The 15,388-nt window shown below is 51.5% G+C and carries 15 protein-coding genes; all 15 read left to right on the top strand.

Features of this window, described 5'->3' with window-relative positions; all coding sequences use genetic code 11:
* Positions 1-71: 71 nt before the first annotated feature.
* The 15 genes from AC3QL0_RS07265 (at position 72) to AC3QL0_RS07195 (ending at position 15,377) form a co-directional block, all read left to right on the top strand.
* A complete protein-coding gene (locus tag AC3QL0_RS07265; protein ID WP_493010740.1) occupies positions 72-587 on the top strand; it encodes a MarR family winged helix-turn-helix transcriptional regulator in 516 nt (171 codons plus the stop codon).
* A gap of 105 nt (positions 588-692) precedes the next feature.
* A complete protein-coding gene (locus AC3QL0_RS07260) occupies positions 693-1,145 on the top strand; it encodes an acyl-CoA thioesterase (protein ID WP_430219604.1) in 453 nt (150 codons plus the stop codon).
* A 106-nt stretch (positions 1,146-1,251) separates the two neighbouring features.
* A complete protein-coding gene (locus AC3QL0_RS07255) occupies positions 1,252-3,540 on the top strand; it encodes a bifunctional salicylyl-CoA 5-hydroxylase/oxidoreductase (protein ID WP_493010739.1) in 2,289 nt (762 codons plus the stop codon).
* 45 nt (positions 3,541-3,585) lie between these two features.
* The gene (locus AC3QL0_RS07250; RefSeq protein WP_493010738.1) at positions 3,586-4,713 is read left to right on the top strand and encodes a cupin domain-containing protein; all 1,128 of its coding nucleotides are present in this window, start codon (positions 3,586-3,588) and stop codon (positions 4,711-4,713) included.
* Positions 4,714-4,768: 55 nt separating this feature from the next.
* The gene (locus AC3QL0_RS07245; protein WP_493010737.1) at positions 4,769-5,692 is read left to right on the top strand and encodes a fumarylacetoacetate hydrolase family protein; all 924 of its coding nucleotides are present in this window, start codon (positions 4,769-4,771) and stop codon (positions 5,690-5,692) included.
* A gap of 11 nt (positions 5,693-5,703) precedes the next feature.
* On the top strand, positions 5,704-6,729 hold the full coding sequence (locus tag AC3QL0_RS07240) for a carbon-nitrogen hydrolase family protein (RefSeq protein WP_493010736.1): 1,026 nt from the start codon (positions 5,704-5,706) through the stop codon (positions 6,727-6,729).
* A 72-nt stretch (positions 6,730-6,801) separates the two neighbouring features.
* Positions 6,802-7,593: a cyclase family protein gene (locus AC3QL0_RS07235; RefSeq protein ID WP_493010735.1), complete on the top strand. Its 792-nt coding sequence runs from the start codon at positions 6,802-6,804 to the stop codon at positions 7,591-7,593.
* Between the two features lie 42 nt (positions 7,594-7,635).
* Positions 7,636-7,893 carry an SMI1/KNR4 family protein gene (locus AC3QL0_RS07230; protein ID WP_493010734.1) on the top strand — a complete coding sequence of 86 codons (258 nt, stop codon included), beginning with the start codon at positions 7,636-7,638 and terminating at the stop codon, positions 7,891-7,893.
* Positions 7,894-8,599: 706 nt separating this feature from the next.
* The gene (locus tag AC3QL0_RS07225; protein ID WP_493010733.1) at positions 8,600-9,571 is read left to right on the top strand and encodes a PDR/VanB family oxidoreductase; all 972 of its coding nucleotides are present in this window, start codon (positions 8,600-8,602) and stop codon (positions 9,569-9,571) included.
* A 15-nt stretch (positions 9,572-9,586) separates the two neighbouring features.
* Complete coding sequence (locus AC3QL0_RS07220; RefSeq protein WP_493010732.1) at positions 9,587-10,894, top strand: aromatic ring-hydroxylating dioxygenase subunit alpha; 1,308 nt, start codon at positions 9,587-9,589, stop codon at positions 10,892-10,894.
* Between the two features lie 38 nt (positions 10,895-10,932).
* Entirely contained in the window at positions 10,933-11,418 is a 486-nt protein-coding gene (locus AC3QL0_RS07215) for an aromatic-ring-hydroxylating dioxygenase subunit beta (RefSeq protein ID WP_493010731.1), read from the top strand.
* Positions 11,419-11,441: 23 nt separating this feature from the next.
* On the top strand, positions 11,442-13,058 hold the full coding sequence (locus tag AC3QL0_RS07210; RefSeq protein WP_493010730.1) for an AMP-binding protein: 1,617 nt from the start codon (positions 11,442-11,444) through the stop codon (positions 13,056-13,058).
* A complete protein-coding gene (locus AC3QL0_RS07205; RefSeq protein ID WP_493010729.1) occupies positions 13,058-14,227 on the top strand; it encodes a thiolase family protein in 1,170 nt (389 codons plus the stop codon). Before AC3QL0_RS07210 ends, AC3QL0_RS07205 begins: the two co-directional genes overlap by 1 nt.
* Before the next feature lie 2 nt (positions 14,228-14,229).
* Positions 14,230-14,622, top strand: coding sequence for a Zn-ribbon domain-containing OB-fold protein (locus tag AC3QL0_RS07200; RefSeq protein WP_430219592.1), 393 nt, complete (start codon positions 14,230-14,232; stop codon positions 14,620-14,622).
* A 26-nt stretch (positions 14,623-14,648) separates the two neighbouring features.
* Positions 14,649-15,377, top strand: a complete 729-nt coding sequence (locus tag AC3QL0_RS07195; protein ID WP_493010728.1) for an SDR family NAD(P)-dependent oxidoreductase — start codon at positions 14,649-14,651, stop codon at positions 15,375-15,377.
* Positions 15,378-15,388 lie beyond the last annotated feature (11 nt).

Here is a 15,388-nt window from a genome sequence, read left to right as displayed (position 1 = left end):
CGTATGCGACGGCTTGGTCTTTATTGTTAACGTACTGCGTCCTCATTTAAGGGTGCGCTTGGAATCAGAAAATGCAACCAACCACAGACTTAGATCTGTCTACCGAATTAGTACAAGACAGCGGCTACGAAGGACGCATCAGCCCTAAAGATCCCGCCAGCGTGCGGCTATGGCTGCGACTCATGACCTGCACCAAGCAGATTGAGGACGAAATACGTAAACGCCTACGCACTAATTTCGATATTTCGCTGGCACGTTTCGATTACATGGCTCAGCTATACCGCTACCCCCAAGGCCTGAAAATGGGTGAGTTATCCCGTTATCTTATGGTCACCAGCGGCAATATTACGGGCCTGACCGACGAGCTATCCCGCGAAGGTCTGGTCTCACGTGTAAGCAGTCCAACCGACCGCAGAACCTGGTTGTTGCATCTGACCCCAAAAGGCAAAACAGCGTTTGAAAAAATGGCTAGCCAACATAACCAGTGGCTAAGCGAGTTGTTTGAAGGTCTGGACCACGATGTGATCGTACAAGCGCTGCAGCAACTGGGGCAATTGCGCGTGCATTTGCAAAAGAACCTCGGCTAATTACTGATAATCCCAAACAGGCCAGACTAGGCACAACATGCATCTAGTCTGGCTCCACCTAGACCTAGCGCTTTATGGCGTCACTATAAATAAAAAGGAAAACGCATGGAATCAAAGCCATACATGCAAAAACACCGAATCCGTTTCTCGGAATGCGACCCTGCAGGCATTGTGTTCTATCCGCAGTACTTTGTGATGTTCAACGATCTGCTGGAAAAATGGATCGATGACATCGTTCCCACCGAAGGTTTTCACGGCGTTATTGCCGATCGTAAAGTTGGCCTGCCTACTGTGCATTTGGATGCCGACTTCCGTGCCATCAGCAAAATGGGTGATGACGTCATCCTTAGCCTCAGCATAGAACGCTTGGGTGGACGCTCAATTCAGCTGCATTTGCAGTGCACCGACTTGGAAGGTCAGCTACGCATGGAGATCAACCAAGTTATTGTGACCACATCATTGGTAACGCACAAAGCCATTGATATTCCAGAGTTTTTACGTACACCCATGCAGGCTTACGTTCAGAAAGAAGCCGCAGTGATGGATAGCGCAAAATAAATCGCGTTTTTTCCTGTACCTAAATACTTTATTTGTATATTATTTATTAATAAACATACTACTCTGCATCTAATTCAGCGTGGTACATACCAATAAGGGAGCAGACATGAAGATCGTATGCATAGGAGGAGGCCCCGCCGGCCTGTATTTCGGTCTACTAATGAAGTTGCAAGACCCTAGCAACGAGATCATTGTGGTGGAGCGTAATCGCCCCTACGATACCTTTGGCTGGGGCGTTGTGTTCTCAGATGCCACCATGGAAAACCTGCGTGAAGCTGACCCAGTTTCCGCTCAAACCATCGGTGATGCCTTCAACCACTGGGACGACATCGAAACGCACTTCAAAGGCAGTGCACTGCGCAGCCGTGGGCACGGTTTCGTAGGTATTGGCCGTAAAAAACTGCTGAACATCTTGCAAGCGCGTTGCGAAGAAATCGGCGTCAAACTGGTGTTTGAAACCTTCGTTGAAGACGAACTTGAGATCGCCCGCAAATATCAAGCTGACTTAGTCATCGCTTCTGACGGTATTAATAGCCGTATTCGTACGAAGTACGCGCAAAGCTATCAGCCAGACATTGACGAGCGCCAGTGCCGTTTTGTGTGGCTGGGTACAGAGAAAAAATTCGACGCTTTCAACTTCATTTTTGTTGAAAACGAACATGGCTGGTTCCAAGCCCACGCTTACCGTTTTGAAAACGGGCTTTCCACATTCATCGTAGAAACACCGCATGAAGTATGGGAAAAAGCTGGCATCGAGAACATGAACCAAGAAGAAGGTATTGCCTACTGCGAGAAACTGTTTGCCCCGCACTTGGATGGCAACAAGCTGATCAGCAATGCTTCCCACCTGCGTGGCTCTGCCATCTGGATTCGTTTCCCACGTGTAATCTGCCGTAACTGGGTACATTGGGAAAACGTAGACGGCAAGCAAACACCGTTTGTATTGATGGGTGATGCGGCCCACACGGCCCACTTCTCTATTGGATCAGGCACTAAGCTAGCCTTGGAAGATGCTATTTCCTTAGCGCAGCACCTGAAACATGACATCAATCTGGAAACTGCACTGAAAGAGTACGAAACAGCTCGTGGCATTGATGTGCTGCGCATTCAGAATGCTGCTCGTAACTCTACTGAGTGGTTCGAAAACGTTGCCCGCTATGCCGATATGGCGCCGGAGCAATTCACCTACTCCATGCTCACTCGCTCACAGCGTATCTCCCACGAGAACCTGCGTTTGCGTGACCCTGAAGGTATTGCCGAGTTTGAACGCTGGTTTGCTACCAACGCCGGTCTGAAACTGGAAGCAGGTAAACAAGCGCCCCCACCTATGTTTACGCCCTTCAAACTGCGTAACATGACATTGAAAAACCGTATCGTCTTTGCGCCTACGCTGATGTATTCCGCTAAAGACGGTCTGGTTAACGATTTCCACCACACCCATTACGGTGCCAGAGCCTTAGGCGGTGCAGCTTTGCTGATGGCAGAAATGACTGCTGTTACCCCTGAAGGCCGCGTAACCCCCGGTTGCGCTGGTTTGTGGAATGACGACCAAACATCTGCTTGGAAAAAAGTCGTAGACCACGTACACAGCTTAGATGCCCGTATTGGTATTCAACTGGGTCATGCGGGTCGTCGTGGTTCTACCCAAGTAGGCTGGGAAAAGGCCAATAAACCTCTAGCATCTGGCAACTGGGATCTGGTCTCGGCTTCTGCCATTGCCTATAACGCGGATAGCGCTACTCCTAGCGCCATCACTGCAGCACAAATGCAAACCATACGTGATGCCTTTGTGTCGGCAACCAAACGCGCTGATGCCGCTGGCTTTGACTGCATTGAGCTACAAGCGGGTCACGGCTACTTGCTGTCCAGTTTTATCTCTCCGCTAACCAATCAGCGCACCGATGAATTTGGTGGCAGCTTAGAAAACCGTCTGCGTTATCCCGTAGAAGTGCTGAAAGCCATGCGCGCTGCACTGTCTACTGACAAACCGTTGATGGTACGCATTTCAGCACACGATTGGGCTGAAGGCGGTATTACCCCAGACGATGCCGTAGAAATTGCTCGCCACTTCAAGGCAGCAGGCGCAGATCTGGTGGATGTGTCCAGTGGTGAAGTCGTTGCTCACCAAAAACCGGTGTATGGCCGTATGTACCAAACACCGTTTGCTGACCGCATCCGTAATGAAGCATCCATCCCTACCATGGCAGTGGGTGCGATTCTTGAAGCAGACCATGCAAACAGCATTATCGCCGCAGGCCGTGCCGATTTATGTGCGCTCTCCCGTGGCTTCCTTGCTAACCCCGCTTGGCCCTTACATGAAGCCGCCAAGCTAGGCTATCAAGACATGCCGTGGCCTGCCCCCTATCAGTGGGGAAAGGACTGGCTTACACGCTAGGAACCCCACACTAAGCAACATGGCAGAAGATCAAAGGAGACAACAATGACACAAGAACGCTATGACGCCTACCGCGAAGATGTAATTGGCCGAGCCAACGTCACTGACACACCAGAACTGGTGGCGTACTACCGCGAACTGGAAAAGTTCGAGACGGGTGCGCTGTGGAACGTGGCCAATAAAATTGAGCCGTGGGAACCTAAGTCTGATTCCGTACCGGTGGTATGGCGCTTTAAAGACCTGCGTGACTACGTACTACGCTCAGTAGACTTGGTTACCCCAGAACAAGCAGGTCGCCGTGTAATTTACCTGAACAACCCTGGCCGCCGCGATTTCGCAGCTGCCGTGGGTTGGCTGTACTCTGGCTTGCAAGTCATGCATCCAGGTGAAGCCGCCTCTGCTCACGCTCACTCATCGTCAGCGCTGCGCTTCATCATGGAAGGCTCTGGTGCTTACACCGTCGTAGATGGCCACAAAATGACACTGGGCGCGAACGACTTCGTCCTCACACCTAATGGCTCATGGCACGAGCACGGTGTTAGCTCAGACGGCACCACCTGCATCTGGCAAGACGGTTTGGACATTCCACTGGTGAATGCACTGGAAGCCGGTTTTTATGCTGTGCACCCAGACTTGCAGCAAGCCGTGACCTTCCCGGTCAACGATGCCACCAATATTTGGGGCGGCCCAGGTCTGAAACCTACCTTGCACGACTGGCAAAAACCGTACTCCCCTTTGCTGAAATACGAATGGGAACCTACGTACGAAGCCTTGCAACGCTACGCCAAAGTATCTGAAGGCAGCCCATTTGATGGCCTGATCATGGATTACTTGAACCCGCTGACAGGCGGCCCTGTGATGGCCACGATGGGTGCCAGCATGCAGATGCTGCTGCCCGGTCAACACACCAAAGCCCACCGCCACACCGGCAGCATCATTTATCACGTCGCCAAAGGTCATGGTCACTCCATCATCAATGGCAAACGCTATGACTGGAATGAGCACGACATTTTCTGCGTGCCGTCATGGATGTTCCACGAGCACGTCAACGGCTCTAACAGTGAAGACGCCTGCTTGTTCTCGTTCCATGATCTACCCACCATGCGTGCACTGAATCTTTATCGTGAAGAAGCCTTGGCCGATAACGGCGGGCATCAACTCATTACTAACTAACACCTTTGCATCACTACATGCTCCATGAAGCATGTTCGTAACTCTGGAGAAGAAAATGCGTCTCGTAACTTACCGCAGTGAACCCGCAGCAGCAGGCCGTTTAGGCGCTATCGTTAACGACTTGGTTGTTGACCTGCACGATTTTGGCGTTGTGACTGGCACCCCACTGCCAGACAACATGCTGGACTTCATCGATATGGGTCCTGCTACAGTCACAGCCGTTTCCCGCTTGCTGAACGAATACAGCGACGACATGCCTGTTGGCATCGCCGTACCGCTGGCTAACGTAAAACTGCTGGCCCCTATTCCTCGTCCACGCAAAAACATCTTTGGTATTGGTTTGAACTACGTAGAGCACGTAGCCGAATCTAGCCGCACATTGGATACCTCCAAAGAACTGCCTAAAGAGCCTGTAATTTTCTCCAAGCCACCAACCACCGTTGTAGGCCCTGGCGACGCTATCGAACACAACAAAAACATCACCCAACAAATGGACTGGGAAGTTGAGTTGGCCGTAATCATGGGTACACGTGCTAAACGAGTCAGCAAAGAAGACGCGCTGAAATACGTGTTTGGCTACAGCGCCATGATTGACGTGAGCGCACGTGACTGCCGTCGTGCTGGTCAGTGGATTTACTCCAAAGGCCAAGACACCTACGCACCATTTGGCCCAGTCATCATTACCGCTGACGAACTGCCAGACCCACACAACATCAACCTGAGCCTGACACTGAATGGCGTGACTAAACAAAGCTCCAACACACGTCACATGCTGTTCAACGTGAACCACCTGATTGCTGACATCAGCGCTGGTATCACACTGGAACCCGGCGACATCATCGCAACAGGTACGCCTGAAGGCGTAGGCGCAGGCCGTAGCCCACAAGAATGGATGTGGCCAGGCGACGTAGTAGAAGCCTACGTAGAACACATCGGTACACTGCGTCACCCTATTGTTGACGTTACGCCCAACAAATAAGGAGTAGTCACATGCTAGATCTTCCAGTGTTTAAGGCTGCTGCCGTACAGACAGCACCTGTATTCCTGAATACGGATGCCACCGTAGAAAAAGCATGCAAGCTGATCCACGAAGCTGCCGATAACGGTGCCCGACTGGTGGCTTTTCCTGAAGTATTTATTTCGGCCTACCCTTACTGGAGCTGGATTCTGAACCCAGTAGACGGTAGCCCGTGGTTTGAAAAACTGGTGAAGTCCGCCATTGAAGTGCCAGGCCCGGAAATCCAGAAAATCGCCGAAGTAGCTCGTCAGCGCAAAGTAAACGTGGTGATTGGCGTTAACGAGCGCAACCCAAACAGCATCGCTACCATCTACAACACGATAGTGACTATCAGCGACGAAGGTCGCCTGTTGGGTCGTCATCGTAAGCTGGTACCTACATGGGCTGAAAAACTGACATGGTCGCCGGGCGATGCATCGTCCTTACGCGTACACAAAACCAGCGTAGGCCCATTGGGTGCGTTGGCCTGCGGTGAGAACACCAACACCTTGGCACGCTTTAGCTTGCTGTCACAAGGTGAACTGGTACACGTGGCTAACTACATTGGTTTGCCTGTGGCGCCTAAAGACTACGACATGGCTGAAGCCATCCGTCTGCGTGCTGCAGCCCACTGTTTTGAAGGCAAAGTGTTTACAGTGATTGCGTGTTCTACGATTTCGGAAGAAATCATCGAACAAATGAGCACCGTACACCCTGACGCTCGTGCTTTGCTGGAACGCAAAAATAGCGCGTTCTCTGGCGTGATCGGGCCTGATGGTCGCACTATAGGCACACCGCTGATTGATGATGACGGTATTGCTTACGGTGAGATTGATTTGTCACGCTGCATACAGCCACGACAAATGCATGACATCACCGGTCACTACAACCGTTTTGACATCTTCAATCTGCAAGTCAACCGACGTTCCTTAAGTGCTGCCACCTTTGTGAACGATGACTTCTGCGCAGCCGAGCTCAACCCGGCACCCGCAGGTCTGGATGAACAACCCGAAAACTAAAGAATGATATGTACCTACCTGCCGTTATTCCAGTAATAGCGGCAGGTACGAGTACAACGAGGAGACACCGGGATGAGTACACAGAACAGCATCAGTCAGCTTGTACAAGCGCTGAATAGCCAACAGGTAAAGGTCATTGACCTCACCCACACACTGAGCGAAAGCTTCCCTGCCCTGCAATTGCCACCTGAGTTTGGCCAAACTGCAGGATTCAGCAAACAAACTATCAGCCAATACAACGAGCAAGGCCCGGCGTGGTATTGGAACAATTTCACCTGTGGTGAGCATACCGGCACACACTTTGATGCACCTGTGCATTGGGTGTCGGGCAAAGATCAACCACAGAACACCGTAGACACCATTCCTGCGCAAAACTTCATACGCCCTGCGGTCGTGATTGATGCATCGGCTGAAGTTGCTGCGAATGAAGACTGGGTACTGACTAGCGACTTCCTTAAAGCATGGGAAGCCAAACATGGCCGTATCCCAGAGCACAGTTGGGTATTCTTACGTACTGACTGGTACAAACGTCTGGCCAAAGACCCTGCCAGCTACGTCAACATGAAAGAAGACGGCCCCCACACACCAGGCCCAAGCCAAGAAGCAGTGGAGTGGATGCTCAAAGAACGTAACGTGCACGGTTTTGGGGTAGAAACCATCAATACCGATGCCGGACAATCTTACGCGTGGCCCATGCCCTTCCCTTGCCACACGCTGATGCACGGCGCCAACCGCTACGGCTTGCAATGCATGCAAAACCTTGATCAGCTACCTCCTACAGGCGCGCTGATTATTTCTGCACCATTGAAGATTGAGGCAGGCTCAGGTAGCCCACTGCGTGTGCTCGCGTTGGTGCCAAACTAAGCGACGTTACGGCTTCCCTTTTGGAATACGGGGATTGTAGTAATGCCTAAACCCTTCGTATCTACGAAGGGGTTTTTATTTGTGATGCTGCAGTCTGAAATACGTTCATTCTGGGATCATCATTTCCCTTTTATGCTCTCAGTCACCAATGGGTATAGCTATTACGCGATAGATACCTCACCCGCACACTTTGGCCACATCGTCATGGGACTAGGGCCGGAGTTCGAGGAGGTAGATGTAGTGGCGGAATCATTTGAGCAATTTCTAGCTCAATTAACGGCTGAAGCCATACTGCCCTGAAGAAAGAGCGTGCGATGAATGCGATGCTCCTTTGTAGCACTAACCTGTCAACATACTCTTAAGCCCACAGAGCTACTACTCGCCAGCAATTGGCTGCCATAGCTAGCTCTGCGAAAAGTATTTTTTAATTTGAGACACCAAATAAAAAAATACTTTCCTCCGTTTCCCCTTCATCGCTTGCCACGGTTTTTAGGGTAGTCGCTATTGAGACTACTGCGTACTTCTGTGACAAATGAAAAAGCATGTTTGCCAATTGCTGAAGGTACCTGGTTAGTCTGAAGGCTGACAATCCCAGTACTCGTTGCCTTGATCAAAACAACCAAGCTGTATTTTCTGATGGTACAGCTGACATTACAGACGCCCCTAAACCCTTGGGTCAATCGGTTAGTCATCCAAAAGAAAGGGCTGTAAACCTCACCACACTCAGACCAATCGGGGGACGGAGAGGAAACTTTTTTGATTTGGTGTCTCAAATCACAAAAAGCTTTCCCGCAGTCCCCCAGCGCGTGCGATGAATGCGATGTTCATTTGTAGCACTTAGCTGCCCTCGCCCCACTCTGCTTCCCCCCTTCCACATCAAGCCAAAAAACCGTCATCTTCCACTAATGGTTTTCCTTTATATTCTTTGGAATATGTTTACTACTAAACTATTAAGCAATAAGAAAATAATTGACCTGACTTCAGGCCATACTGGAAGAGATAAACGATGCCTACATTCGATCTTGTGGTTCGCGACGTACGCCCAGCTTCCGAGCTGATACGAGAAATCTTGTTGGAATCCGCAACCAACTCACCTCTGCCCAGTTTTGATGCTGGTGCGCACTTACAAGTACACATCCCTGGCCTTAACGATCACCGCTGTTACTCGTTGATTGTCACTGCTCCCGACTACAACTGGCAAAACGCCCCCTCCTGTTATCGCTTAGGTGTGCGCCTAGAAGCGGAAAGCCGCGGTGGTTCGGCTTTCATGCACCAGTTGCAAGTAGGTGATGTGATTCAGGTTAAGGGCCCAGTCAATGATTTCCCGGTGCACACTGCTCCGCAAGCTGAACCCGAATATGTGTTGATTGCTGGCGGTATTGGCATTACGCCTATTGCCAGTATGGCGTGTACGTTGCAACAGCAAAACCGCCCTTTCCGCCTGCACTACAGCGCGCGCAGTCAAGCACAGTTGGCCTTTGCCGATAGCTTGCAACAGGCGCTGGGTGACAAGTTGGTGTGCTATGTGAATGACGGCCAACCCTTAGAGTTGAATGCGCTCTTCGACACGCTGAATCCTGAGCAGCATATTTATGTCTGTGGCCCACAATCCATGATTGATGCGGTTATTGAGATTTCCAAAGCACGTAACTGGCCACGCAGCCATGTGCACTTTGAGCTGTTTACGACCGCTACGGCTCAAGCCGGCGACCAACCTTTTGAACTTGAGCTGCGTCAGTCTGGTATGACACTGACGGTGCCTGCCGATAAAACCATCGTAGACGTGCTGGAAGAAGCTGGTCTAGACCCTATGTTTGACTGCAAACGCGGCGAGTGTGGTGTCTGTACTGCCGACGTACTGGAAGGCATTCCCGACCACCGCGACTACTTCCTGAGTGATAACGAGAAAGCCAGCAATAAGGTCATACAGACCTGTATTTCCCGCTGCAAAACACCCAAACTTGTTCTTGATCTGTAATTAGCAGGTGCCATCATGACTACCTATCGCAACAACCCCGACGCCATTCGCCAACTGGTGCGTGATACTGAGGTACACAAAGACCTGTATATCAGCCCGGAAGTGTTCCAACTGGAAATGGAACAGTTATTTGCCAACACGTGGGTTTACGTTGGCCATGCTAGCCAAGTGCCTAACAAGGGCGATTACATCACTACTACTGTAGGTAATGAAGAAGTGGTGATGGTGCGCCATAACGATGACAGCATCAAAGTGCTGTACAACCGCTGTCCGCATAAAGGCGTCAAAGTGGCTGGCGAAAGCTGTGGCAACACTGGTAAGTTTTTCCGTTGCCCCTACCATGCTTGGACTTTCCGCACAGATGGCAAACTTTTAGCTATTCCACTAAAAAAAGGTTACGAGAACACGGGTTTTGAATGCAGCGAAGCCAGCCAAGGCATGGCTCCGGTTGAGAACGTAGAGGTATACCGTGACTTCGTATTCTGTAGATTAAGCCCTGAAGGCGAAAGTTTTGCGGACTTCTTTGGCGAATCCTTAAGCACCATCGACAACATGGTGGACAGATCCCCAGAAGGTAAATTGGAAGTGACCGGTGGCGTGATGCGCTACATGCACAACTGCAACTGGAAAATGCTGGTAGATAACCAGACTGACACCTGTCACCCCATGGTGGCACACGAGTCGTCAGCAGGTACCGCTGTCAAAGTGTGGCAAGAAGCCCCTGAGGGCACACCAAAACCTATGGCAGTTGAACTCTTTGCGCCCTTTATGTCGCCGTATGAGTTCTATGAAAACATGGGCATACGCGTCTGGAAAAACGGTCACGGTCATACCGGGGTCAGCGATTCTATTCACGCTGATTATGCTGACATCAGCGGCTACTGGGATCAGATGGTTGCAGCCTATGGCGAAGATAAAGCCAAAGCTATTTTGGGTGAAGTGCGTCACAACACCATTTACTTCCCCAACATCATGGTTAAAGGCCCAATCCAAACCCTGCGCGTCTTCAAGCCTATTGCCGCCGACAAAACCTTGGTGGAATCGTGGACCTTCCGCTTAGTAGGCGCACCCGACAAGCTGCTGGAACGCACGCTCATGTACAACCGCCTGATCAATGCGCCTACTTCTGTAGTGGGTCATGACGATCTAGAAATGTACGAACGCGCTCAAACCGCGCTGCAAAGTCGTGGCCGCGACTGGATGAACGTAGGGCGTTTGTATGAAGACGGTGAAGAGACTCGCACCAATGTGGTGATTAATGGCACCAGTGAGCTGCAAATGCGCGCACAGTTTCGTGCTTGGCTGAAATACATGGGTCTTTAAACCCTGAATTTCCTGGTTCTTCATTCAAGGAATACGACATGACCCACATTACCTCCCAAGACCTCATTGATTTTGTCTACCAAGAAGCCGACCTGCTGGATCAGCAACAGTACGACGATTGGCTCAAGTTGTTTACTGAAGATGGCTACTACTGGATGCCGCTGGCACACGGCCAAACAGACCCTGTCTTGCATGCGTCGCTGATGTATGAAGACACGCTGTTGCTGCGCATACGTATTGAGCGCCTAGCCGGACAACGTACCTTTTCTCAACAGCCTAAAAGCCGTTGCCACCACCTATTGCAACGCCCCCAAGTCGTGAACTTCGATGCACAGGCTTCCGAGCACTGCGTACGCACCGCCTTTCACTACACCGAAACACGCGGTGACGATCTGCAAATTTACGTAGGCTGGGCCACCCACCACGTGGTTGTAGATCAGGACGGTCAGTTACGCATACGCCTGAAACGCGTTGATCTGCTGAACTGTGACGCCCCCTTCGGCAATATACAGCTGTTCATGTAAGCCCCCTCGGAGCCTAATTACTCATGTCACACACGATTTATTCTGTTTTTCAAAGCACCGCCAAACAATGGCCAAACAACGATTTCATCACTGTTCTACCTGAAACAGCAGAAATCTATGGAATTGACGCTGGCAGTCTTAGCTATACCGAGGCCTTACACCGCATAGACCAGTTGGCAGAGCAATACCAGCAAGCCGGTTACGGCCAAGGCCACCGTATTGGGTTACTGCTGGAAAACCGCCCTGTGTTTCTGCTGCACTGGTTAGCGTTGAACAAATTGGGCGCATCCATTGTGCCCATCAACCCAGATCTGCGCATTGCCGAACTCAGCTACTTGATTCAACACTCGGATATGGTGTTGGCCATTAGCTTGGCCTCTCGCGTGAATGATCTGAACGAAGCTGCTGCACAAAACAACATTGCTCTGCCAGTGATCACGCCAGAGCAACCTTTCCCAGCCGCGAGCATACCTGCTCGTGCAGACGGCCCATTGGGTCTGCACACTGAATGTGCCTTGCTCTACACATCAGGCACCACTGGCTTACCTAAAGGCTGTGTGCTGACCAATGAGTACTTTGACTACGCCGGTGACTGGTACGCCACGGTAGGTGGTCTAGCTCATCTAGAACCCGGCAAAGAGCGTATGTTGACTCCCCTGCCACTGTTCCACATGAACGCCTTGGCCACGTCCACCATGGCCATCATCAAAACTGGCGGTTGCATCATTGTTTTAGATCGTTTCCACCCACGTAGCTGGTGGGATTCCGTCAGACTATCCAAAGCCACCATCGTGCATTACTTAGGCGTGATGCCTGCGATTCTGATGAAGCTGCCCGCAAGCAGCGCAGACACAAACCATTGCGTGCGCTTTGGCTTTGGTGCCGGGGTAGAAAAAACCTTGCACCATCCTTTTGAAACCCGCTTTGGCTTCCCCTTATTAGAAGCCTGGGCCATGACAGAAACCGGCGCTGCCGCGTGCGTTATCGCCAACGAAGAGCCACGTTTCATTGGTACTAGCTGCTTTGGCAAAGAAAGCGACAACGTAGACATTCTTTTGGTGGATGACAACGGCCAGCCCGTACCTAACGGTGTAAACGGTGAGCTGCTGGTACGTCGCGCTGGCCCCAACCCACGTTTTGGCTTCTTCTCTGAATACTGGAAAGACCCTGCTGCCACCGAAGCAGCATGGGCCGATGGCTGGTTTCACACTGGCGATATCGTCATGCGCGATGAACACGGCTACCTGCACTTCATCGACCGCAAACGTAACGTGATTCGTCGCAGTGGCGAAAACATTGCCGCAGTTGAAGTAGAAAACGCTTTGCAGCAACACCCTGCTATTCGCTCTATTGCCGTATCAGCGGTACCGGATTCTATACGGGGTGACGAAGTGATGGCACTTATCATCACCCACGAAGCCCCCACTAACCCAACAGCCTTGGCTGAAGAAATTGTGCAGTGGGCACTGACCCAATTGGCCTACTTCAAAGTGCCTGGCTATGTAGTGTTTGTAGATGCCGTACCGCTTACCTCTACCAACAAAATTCAACGTGGTGAGCTTAAAGCTAAAGCCTTAGCCCTGCTACAAAGCCCCGAGTGCATTGACACTAATCACCTGAAAAAACGTCAGGAGCGCTGATGAGCACTACCCGCCTGCCCTACGATGATGTCGTACTGGCTTGCCCTGTCACCATTGCGTATGAGCGCTTTTCCGAACAAAGCGCACACTACTGGTTAGGCACTGCCTTACGACGTTTACTGGATGATAGTGGGCTGCAAAAAACTCAAGTTGATGGCGTGTGTGTGTCCAGCTTCACGCTGGGTAACGACTCTGCCGTGGGTGTGATGCAGCACTTCCAAATGAGCCCACGCTGGCTGGATCATATCCCTATGGGTGGAGCCAGCGGCGTGGTCGCGTTGCGCCGTGCTGCACGCGCCGTGCAATGCGGTGATGCCAGTATTGTGGCCTGCATTGCTGGCGATACCAACCACCGTGAATCCTTCAAACACACGGTGAGTGCGTTCTCTCGTTTTTCACAAGACGCCGTCTACCCCTATGGTGCCGCAGGCCCCAATGGCAGCTTCGCCTTGCTGACCAACTACTACATGCACCACTATGGCGCTACCCGCGCCGACTTCGGCAAATTGTGCGTCGCCCAACGCGACAACGCATTACGTAACCCAGATGCGTTGATGAAAAAACCGTTGACCCTAGACGATTACCTCAATGCCAGAGTAATTGCCGACCCCATACATCTGTTTGACTGCGTGATGCCTTGCGCGGGTGCAGAGGGCTACTTGGTAATGCGCCGCGAACAAGCCGAAAAATTAGGTCTGCCTTATGTACGTATTTTAGGCAGCATTGAACGGCACAACGCCTTTCACCAAGACCCCGTGCAATACCGCGGTGGGTGGGCAATGGATGTAGACGAGCTCTACAACATGGCTAGTGTCACGCCCAGCGATATAGATTTCTTAGAAACCTATGACGATTACCCCGTCATTAACGTACTGCAATTCGAAGACTTGGGCTTCTGCGCCAAAGGCGAAGGTCCACAGTTCATCCGCGATCACAGCTTCACCATAGATGGCAGCTTCCCCTTTAACACCTCTGGTGGCCAGTTATCCGTAGGCCAAGCAGGTGCTGCGGGTGGTTATTTAGGCCTAGTACAAGCTATACGCCAATTAACGAACACTGCCGGTAGCACGCAAGTAGAAAACGCCCGCATCGGCATGGTGTCTGGCTTTGGCATGATCAATTACGACCGTGGCATTTGTACGGCCGCAACCATTTTGCAGCGAGGATAACCATGACACAGTCTCTTCCTCCCCATGCACGCAGCACAACGGCTCTGCATTTAAATGAGATTGCTAAATCCGGCAGTTTTAGCCTGCAAGTTTGCCAAGAGTGCCACACCGTTCAGTACCCACCTCGCGATGTATGCAGCCATTGCTTAGGCGCTGGATTGTTATGGCAAGCCGTAGACGCTACCGCCACGTTGGTAGCCTGCAGCACACTGCATCACAGCAATGAGCCCTACTTCCAAGCCAAGCTGCCGTGGTACATCGGTACGGCCAAATTAGATTGCGGCCCGGTGGCCATCGTGAACTTGCCGGCGTCGCTGCCTCTAGGCCAACGCCTGCGCTTAGCGCTGGAATTAGACGCCTCGCAAAGCGCTGTACTCAACGCCACCCCTATTTGATAGCCCTATTTCGTCGCGGAACTCTTATGACTACTCCCCATACCGTTATTGTGACCGGCGGCAGCGCTGGTATTGGCGCTGATCTGTGTAAGCACTACTTGGCCCTAGGCTACACCGTTATCTCTATGGCACGTAAAGCACCGGACTGGAGCCATGAAAGACTGGTATCAGTGCAAGTGGATTTGTTAGATAGCCAAGCCACCCAACAAGCCATTGAGCAGATCACAGCCCAGTATGACGTCAGCCACTTCATACATAATGCGGGCGTCATCTGGCCTAACCTGCTGGAAAACGTCAGCCTAGAAGAACTGCAAGGGCTCACACAAATTCACTTAGGCTCAGCCATACAAATCATGCAGGCCATTTTGCCATCCATGCGTGCTAAGCGATTTGGGCGCGTGGTGCTGATGTCATCACGCGGTGCCTTGGGCTTGCAAACCCGTACCGCATACGCTGCCACCAAAGCCGGCATGATGGGCATGGCCAGAACCTGGGCGCTGGAATTTGCAGACCAAGGTATCACCGTCAACGTAGTTGCCCCCGGCCCTATCCAAACCCCTATGTTCTATGACGTGGTGCCTGCAGGCAGCGAACGCGAACAAAATATTGCCGCTGGAATCCCCGTAAAACGCCTAGGCAGAGTGGACGACATTACCCGTGCTGTGCAGTTTTTCTCTGACCCTGAAAACAGCTTTGTGACCGGTCAAACCCTGTATGTTTGTGGTGGCGCGAGTATCGGCACTCTGACCATCTAGGGTTATTTCCT

This window comes from Paenalcaligenes sp. GW821-LYS-B07-1, assembly GCF_058803365.1.
Note: the sequence above shows the minus strand (reverse complement) of the source record. Positions and strands in the feature narration are given on the sequence as shown.

Coding starts and splice junctions, on each gene's coding strand:
- AC3QL0_RS07265 (WP_493010740.1), top strand. CDS start 72: ATGCAACCAACCACAGACTTAGATCTGTCTACCGAATTAGTACAAGAC.
- AC3QL0_RS07260 (WP_430219604.1), top strand. CDS start 693: ATGGAATCAAAGCCATACATGCAAAAACACCGAATCCGTTTCTCGGAA.
- AC3QL0_RS07255 (WP_493010739.1), top strand. CDS start 1,252: ATGAAGATCGTATGCATAGGAGGAGGCCCCGCCGGCCTGTATTTCGGT.
- AC3QL0_RS07250 (WP_493010738.1), top strand. CDS start 3,586: ATGACACAAGAACGCTATGACGCCTACCGCGAAGATGTAATTGGCCGA.
- AC3QL0_RS07245 (WP_493010737.1), top strand. CDS start 4,769: ATGCGTCTCGTAACTTACCGCAGTGAACCCGCAGCAGCAGGCCGTTTA.
- AC3QL0_RS07240 (WP_493010736.1), top strand. CDS start 5,704: ATGCTAGATCTTCCAGTGTTTAAGGCTGCTGCCGTACAGACAGCACCT.
- AC3QL0_RS07235 (WP_493010735.1), top strand. CDS start 6,802: ATGAGTACACAGAACAGCATCAGTCAGCTTGTACAAGCGCTGAATAGC.
- AC3QL0_RS07230 (WP_493010734.1), top strand. CDS start 7,636: ATGCCTAAACCCTTCGTATCTACGAAGGGGTTTTTATTTGTGATGCTG.
- AC3QL0_RS07225 (WP_493010733.1), top strand. CDS start 8,600: ATGCCTACATTCGATCTTGTGGTTCGCGACGTACGCCCAGCTTCCGAG.
- AC3QL0_RS07220 (WP_493010732.1), top strand. CDS start 9,587: ATGACTACCTATCGCAACAACCCCGACGCCATTCGCCAACTGGTGCGT.
- AC3QL0_RS07215 (WP_493010731.1), top strand. CDS start 10,933: ATGACCCACATTACCTCCCAAGACCTCATTGATTTTGTCTACCAAGAA.
- AC3QL0_RS07210 (WP_493010730.1), top strand. CDS start 11,442: ATGTCACACACGATTTATTCTGTTTTTCAAAGCACCGCCAAACAATGG.
- AC3QL0_RS07205 (WP_493010729.1), top strand. CDS start 13,058: ATGAGCACTACCCGCCTGCCCTACGATGATGTCGTACTGGCTTGCCCT.
- AC3QL0_RS07200 (WP_430219592.1), top strand. CDS start 14,230: ATGACACAGTCTCTTCCTCCCCATGCACGCAGCACAACGGCTCTGCAT.
- AC3QL0_RS07195 (WP_493010728.1), top strand. CDS start 14,649: ATGACTACTCCCCATACCGTTATTGTGACCGGCGGCAGCGCTGGTATT.